The organism is Enterococcus sp. NBRC 3427 (genome assembly GCF_007996925.1).
GTDB classification, from domain to species: domain Bacteria; phylum Bacillota; class Bacilli; order Lactobacillales; family Enterococcaceae; genus Enterococcus_B; species Enterococcus_B lactis.
Genome location: NZ_BJLL01000035.1, coordinates 21,269 through 27,869 on the forward strand (window position 1 = coordinate 21,269; position 6,601 = coordinate 27,869).

Consider the following 6,601-nt stretch of genomic DNA (forward strand, 5'->3'; position numbering starts at 1 on the left):
TAAAAAAAGAGAGTGATTTCTATTATAAAAATAGAAACCGCCTCTCTCTCGACACGCCGAAACGTGTTATCTGTACGATTTATTTACTTAACTTATTCTAGCACAAACTGAAAAATAGTGTCAACACGATTAGCCAAGTCACTCAAAAAGAGGTATGATAATAAATAACTAAATGGAATTTCGCGGAGGAAGAAAAATGGAAAAAATCGAATGGCGTAAAGACAAGAGCTATAGTATGAAAAAAAGCCCGCAAATACTAGAGGTTCCTAAAAAACCATTCTTTAGCATCAGAGGGATCGGCGACCCGAATCAGGAAGACTTTAAACGAAGAGCAGCCTGTCTATATGCAGTCAGCTATGCAATACGCATGTCGCCTAAAAAAAATTGGCTGATTCCTGATTATCAGCTGTATACTGTCTATCCATTGGAAGGACAATGGGGACTACAAGAAAAGTATTTGCATGAACCAGTGATGAAAAAAGAACATTTTTCTTATCAATTGATGATCCGACAGCCTGACTTTGTTACAGAAGCGATAGCACAAGAAGCCATTCAGCGTTCTTTGAGCAAACTTCCGGAAGACTTGAGAGAACAAGTAGCATTCGGAAAGATGGAAGAAGGTCTTTGTGCCCAAATCTTACACATCGGTTCCTATGATGAAGAACCAGAATCTTTTGAGAAATTAGAAGCATTCATTGCAGAAGAAGGCTATCAAAGAACTTCTAAAGAACATAAAGAAATCTATATCAGCGATCCACGAAAATCTGCACCTGAAAAAATGAAGACGATTTTGCGTGTCAAAATAGAAAAAAGATAGCAACCTGAATAAAGCCAAAAAATAAAAGTAAAAAATACCAAAATAAGAAGAAATATTACTTGTCTTTTGCTATAATCAATATTGAGAGGTGTCTAATATGAAAAAGAAACAGCGACAAGCATTGATCCGCCAAATGATTACAGAACAACCGATTGGGACACAGGAAGAGCTGCTTACACGGTTGCATGAAGCAGGTGCCGATGTGACTCAAGCTACGATTTCTCGAGACATCAGAGAAATGAAGTTAGTAAAAAGCCAAAATGAAAATAAAATAGTACGATATACATTATTTAACCAACCATCTGTTTCTTTAAATGAAGAACGTTTGCGTACGGCAATTAGGCGTGAGGTTTTACGTATACAGTCTGTTCAATTCATGGTTATCGTATTGACTGAACGAAATGGCGCTGATGTGGTAACGAATTGGTTAGACGAAGTTGCTTATCCCGAAGTTGTTGGAACGATGGCAGGTGTAGATACATTCATTATTATTTGCCGCTCAGAAGAAGAAGCACAGCGATTTGCGGAAAAATTAGAAAAAATGAGGGAATAACTGAGGAGGACTTTTATATGGAAAATATGAAAGCGCTACAAAATGGATCGGATATTCGAGGGATTGCATTACCAGTTGAAGGTCATGAAGTCAATTTGACGACAGACAGGGTAGAAAAGATCGGCTGGGGACTAGCAAACTGGCTAAAGAAAAAGAAGAAGTCAACTAACCCAACTAGAAAATGGACGATTGGGATTGGTCATGACAGCAGGATCAGCGGACCAGCACTAAAAGAGGCGTTGATCCGAAGTCTGAAAGAACAAGGGATACATGTCATTGATTTCGAATTAGCTACTACGCCAGCTATGTTTATGTCCACTCAATTTGAACAATTCTCATGCGACGCTGCGGTCATGCTGACTGCTAGCCATCTTCCCTATTATTACAACGGAATAAAATTTTTCACCTCAGAAGGTGGGGCAGAAAAAGAAGATATTGCTTATATCCTGTCACAACAGCAAAAAGTAAAAAGTGAACAAGCAGGAAGTGTGGAAAAAGCAGATCTTTTGACACCTTATGCGCAAGACCTAGTCACAAAAATCAAAAAAGGGATGGGAACACAAGATGACAAACCACTAAAAGGGTGGAAAATCATCGTGGATGCTGGAAATGGTGCTGGAGGATTCTTTGCTGAAAAAGTATTGAATAGCTTAGGCGCTGATACAACAGGATCTCAATTTTTGGAACCAGATGGTCGATTTCCTAATCACATCCCCAATCCTGATAACAAAGAAGCGATGGAAAGTATCAAGCAGGCTGTTTTAGCAAATGAAGCAGATCTTGGGATCATTTTTGATACAGATGTGGATCGTTCAGCTGTGGTCAGTGCTTCTGGAACAGTCATCAATCGAAATAATTTGATCGCAGTATTAAGTACGATCGTATTAAAAGAGCATCCAGAAACAAGGATCGTAACGAATTCTCCTACTTCTTCTCATCTACAAAAATTCATTGAAGAAAAAGGAGGCACCCAAATTCGTTATATTTCCGGTTATCGAAATGTGATCAATAAAGCATTAGAACTTAATCGTCTTGGGAAAGATACACAGCTAGCCATCGAAACAAGCGGCCACGCTGCATTCAAGGAAAATTATTTTCTGGATGATGGAGCATACGTCATCGCAAAGATCCTGATGCTTTTGCCAGAATTAAAAAGAAAAGGTATCACATTGGATGAACAAATCAAAGAGTTGAAACACCCTGTAGAAGTACAAGAAATCCGACTAAAGTTGTTCAGCGATGAACCACGCGAACAAGGAAACAAGATATTAGAAGAAATGAAGCGACTGTTGGAAGAAGAAAAAGGGATGAACTTCGACCCGGCAAATGAAGAAGGTATTCGGTATAATCTGCAAGAACCTTATGGAAGCGGTTGGTTTTTGATTCGTTTAAGCTTACATGAGCCGTTGTTAGTATTGCAGGTAGAAAATGACGAGAGCGGAAAGAACCAGCTAGTGGTAGAAAAACTAGCAAACTTATTCGGGCATTTTTCTGATCTTGAATCATTATCAGCAGAATAAACCAAACTTCTTGAAAGGTAGTTGCTTGGACAACAAAAAAAGTGGTAAGGTTAAATCGAGTGCTGGTGGGTGGCCAGCAAAAAGGAGGAAAAAAATGGTAACGAATATGGTTATTTTTTTAACAGTATTGGTCTATGGGGTCAACTTTCTGGTATATATGTATCTTAAAATCAATCATATAAAAGATTATTTAGAAAAGATTGCTATTTATTTTGGAACGAATATGACTCTGTTATTCACGAGTGGCATCTTTTTGTTTTTTGGAAAAATAGTAGAAGACGGTATTCTGGTATTTGAATAAGCAGAATTTTTGTAGAAAGCGCCTTACTTGTCATACACTATAACTATAGCAAGTAGCAAATGGTCAATCGAAAGGAGCAGTACAATGAAAAAAGCATACGAAACAGCAATGATCAACCATGGCGGGCGCAATGGAGAGGTCGAGGCACCCAATGGCTCGATGCATATGAAAATCACTCCTCCGGGAATCCATGCAGAAGGAACAAATCCAGAACAATTATTTGCAGCAGGGTATGCTTCTTGTTTCAATGGGGCGGTACAACATATGATCAAAGAAGCAGGAATGACCGCAGAGTCCACAGTAAAAGCACGTGTCTCTCTTTATAATTTAGATGATGGCGGCTATCAGATCGGTGTAGTATTAGAAGTGCATATCGATGGCATCAGCGAAGAAGAAGCTCAAAAAATTGCAGAAGATGCGCATGAATTCTGCCCTTACTCCAAAGCAACTAGAGGAAATATCGATGTAGAAGTAACGATTGTTTAGAAGAATAAAGGAAATCGAACCAGACTAAAAACGTGAAAGGACCGCTTTTTGTCTGGTTTTTTTGACAAACAAAGCAGATGATTTGGAAAATAGACGATTATCGGTTATCATATTTTTGTACCAATCGGTAGGTAAAAAAGAAGCGAGGGAAAAAGGATGGAAAAATATCAAAATATTGTGATCGGTTTTGGAAAGGGCGGTAAGACTTTAGCGAAGGCGTTAGCCTCAAAAGGCGAATCGGTTTTAGTCGTTGAAAAGTCAACACGAATGTATGGCGGAACATGTATCAACATCGGCTGTATTCCTTCTAAATCATTGATTTTCAATGGAGAAAGAGGAATCGACTTTACAGAGGCTGTTGCTCGGAAAGAAAAATTGACGGGCATGCTTCGCGCCAAAAATTATCATATGATTAGCGATGAGGCGACTGGGACAGTGATGGACGGTACAGCACGTTTTCTTTCTAACCATCAAATCGAAGTGACAAATAATGGGGAAAAAGTAATTGTTGAAGGCGAACGGATTTTCATCAATACTGGTTCTGAACCAATCATTTTACCAATCAAGGGATTGAATACAAGTCGCTACTTGATTGATTCTACGCAAGCAATGGATCAGGAACAATTACCGGAAAAATTAGTGATCATTGGGGCTGGATATATTGGTCTGGAATTTGCATCAATGTTCAATGAATACGGATCTAAAGTTGTCGTTCTTGATGCCCATCCTGAATTTCTTCCTCGTGAAGATGAAGACATCGCACAAATGATTTTAGAAGATTTGACGAATGCAGGGATCGAGTTCCACTTAGGTGTGACTGTCGATGAAGTAGCAGACCAAGAATCAACAGCTGCCGTTACCTTTACAGAAGATGGACAAGAAATAACAATCCAAGCGTCAAAAGTTTTGGCTGCAACTGGTCGAAAAGCTAATACAGCTTCTCTTGGATTAGAAAATACAGATGTTAAACTGACCGATCGCGGAGCAATTGCTGTGGATGAATATCTTCGTACAGATGCGGAAAACATTTGGGCGATTGGAGACGTCAAAGGCGGACTACAGTTCACTTATATTTCTCTAGATGATTATCGAATTATCATGGATCAGTTGAAAGGCGAGAATACACGAACAACGAATAACCGGAAAGCTGTGCCTTACAGTGTATTTATCACTCCAACTTTATCCAATGTAGGATTAACAGAAAAACAAGCCAAAGCACAAGGCGTCAATTACAAATTATTCAAGTATATGACAAGCAGTGTTCCTAAAGCACAAGTATTAGAAGATCCTAAAGGGGTATTCAAAGTTTTAGTTGATCCTGAAACTGACTTGATTCTAGGTGCAAGTATCTATGCGGAAGATTCTCATGAAGTCATCAACTTGATTTCGCTAGCTATGAATGGAAAACTTCCTTATACGTTATTGAGAGATCAAATCTATTCTCATCCAACAATGAGTGAAGCTCTAAATGATGTATTAAAATAAATAACGAATGGAGAATTTATCATGTTCAACAACAAAAATACAGCAGTAGTTCTAACTGACCCGCAAGTCGAGTTCTTGAAACCAGCAGGCGGTGGCTTTGGTTTGACAAAAGATATCTTAGAAAAATACAATACGATCGAAAATATGATCGAAATGGTGAAACAAGCAAAAGAAAAAGGATACAAACTCTTTATTTCTCCTCATTATTTTTATCCACATGACCATAAATGGCAATTTGGCGGTGCAGGAGAACATATGATGCTTGAGCAGCAGATGTTTGCTAGAAAAAGTCAATATGAACCAGTCGAAGAAGGTTCAGGAGCCGATTTTATCGAAGAATTGAAACCATATTTGGATGAAAATACGATCATCAGCTCTCCTCATAAAATCTTTGGACCAGAAAGCAACGACTTAGCGCTTCAATTGAGAAAAAATGGAATCGACACAGTAATTCTCGGTGGAATGAACGGAAACTTGTGTAGCGATTCCCATATGCGTGAATTAGTAGAGAGTGGATTCAATGTTGTTGTAGCGACAGATGCAATTGGTGCTCCTGGCCAGGAAGCAATGGATGCAGCGTTGACGAACTTTGGTTTTATTGCAGATCAAGTGATGACAACAGAGGAAGTATTAGAGCAACTATCATAAGGTAGGAACTGCTTTTGTCCTCGCAGTTCTTGAATCAATGAACATTTAGCTACAAGAGAACAGTTTTATAGTGAGGGCTGTGTCAGATAGTTTGGCACAGTCTTTTTTTAAACAATTAGGAAGATAAAATGATGAATTTATTGTATAATATAGGACTATGAGAGATGAAAAAGGAGAATATCATTGAAAACAAAGGAAAAGATCTTGGAAGCGACCAAAGATCTTATTTATAAAAAAGGCTATCATGAAACGTCGATCCGGGATATTCTAGCAGCTTCTGATACGGGAAAAGGTCAATTTTATTATTACTTTTCTTCAAAAAAAGAAGTTTGTCTAGCGGTGATCCATGCGCATATGGACGTGTGGCAGACAGAATTGTTTGAAGACATCTTAAATGCTGGAAAACAGCCAGAAGAAGCATTAGAAGAAATGTTGGATTGGATTTTCGCTGATCATGAGACACAAATCACTTATCATGGCTGTCCTGTGGGGAATTTGATTATTGAGTTGAGTACAGTGGATGAAGAATTCCGTCTATTGCTACTAGAATTAGTCAATCAATGGGTCAAGTATACGAAACAAAATATCTTGGCACTTTCTGAAGAAAAACTGTCCGATGCAGAGGCAGACCGTCAAGCCAAAGCGTTGATTGCTGAAATCCAGGGCAGTATCTTATTGTTGAAAGTCACACAAGATCTATCACTACTTAGACAGAATTTCCAATTGATCAAAGAAAGATTGTTAACTTCGCAAAAGGTTCTTTAATAATTAGAGGTTGTGATAGAAGTGGT

8 protein-coding genes are annotated in these 6,601 nt (G+C 38.5%); all 8 read left to right on the top strand.

Annotated elements, in window-relative coordinates:
• The first annotated feature begins 196 nt into the window (after positions 1 to 196).
• The 8 genes from ESP02_RS08580 (at position 197) to ESP02_RS08615 (ending at position 6,575) form a co-directional block, all read left to right on the top strand.
• Positions 197 to 817: a GyrI-like domain-containing protein gene (locus tag ESP02_RS08580; protein WP_025478538.1), complete on the top strand. Its 621-nt coding sequence runs from the start codon at positions 197 to 199 to the stop codon at positions 815 to 817.
• Positions 818 to 914: 97 nt separating this feature from the next.
• Positions 915 to 1,370: an arginine repressor gene (locus ESP02_RS08585; protein WP_002374917.1), complete on the top strand. Its 456-nt coding sequence runs from the start codon at positions 915 to 917 to the stop codon at positions 1,368 to 1,370.
• Between the two features lie 17 nt (positions 1,371 to 1,387).
• Positions 1,388 to 2,890, top strand: a complete 1,503-nt coding sequence (locus tag ESP02_RS08590) for a phosphoglucomutase (protein ID WP_002374919.1) — start codon at positions 1,388 to 1,390, stop codon at positions 2,888 to 2,890.
• A 94-nt stretch (positions 2,891 to 2,984) separates the two neighbouring features.
• Positions 2,985 to 3,191 carry a hypothetical protein gene (locus ESP02_RS08595; protein WP_002308156.1) on the top strand — a complete coding sequence of 69 codons (207 nt, stop codon included), beginning with the start codon at positions 2,985 to 2,987 and terminating at the stop codon, positions 3,189 to 3,191.
• A gap of 84 nt (positions 3,192 to 3,275) precedes the next feature.
• Entirely contained in the window at positions 3,276 to 3,677 is a 402-nt protein-coding gene (locus ESP02_RS08600; RefSeq protein ID WP_002286825.1) for an organic hydroperoxide resistance protein, read from the top strand.
• Between the two features lie 156 nt (positions 3,678 to 3,833).
• Entirely contained in the window at positions 3,834 to 5,162 is a 1,329-nt protein-coding gene (locus ESP02_RS08605; RefSeq protein WP_002374928.1) for an FAD-containing oxidoreductase, read from the top strand.
• A gap of 21 nt (positions 5,163 to 5,183) precedes the next feature.
• Positions 5,184 to 5,810 (top strand): cysteine hydrolase, encoded by a 627-nt coding sequence (locus ESP02_RS08610; RefSeq protein WP_002300333.1) that lies wholly within the window; start codon positions 5,184 to 5,186, stop codon positions 5,808 to 5,810.
• A gap of 183 nt (positions 5,811 to 5,993) precedes the next feature.
• Positions 5,994 to 6,575, top strand: a complete 582-nt coding sequence (locus tag ESP02_RS08615) for a TetR/AcrR family transcriptional regulator (RefSeq protein WP_038398440.1) — start codon at positions 5,994 to 5,996, stop codon at positions 6,573 to 6,575.
• Positions 6,576 to 6,601 lie beyond the last annotated feature (26 nt).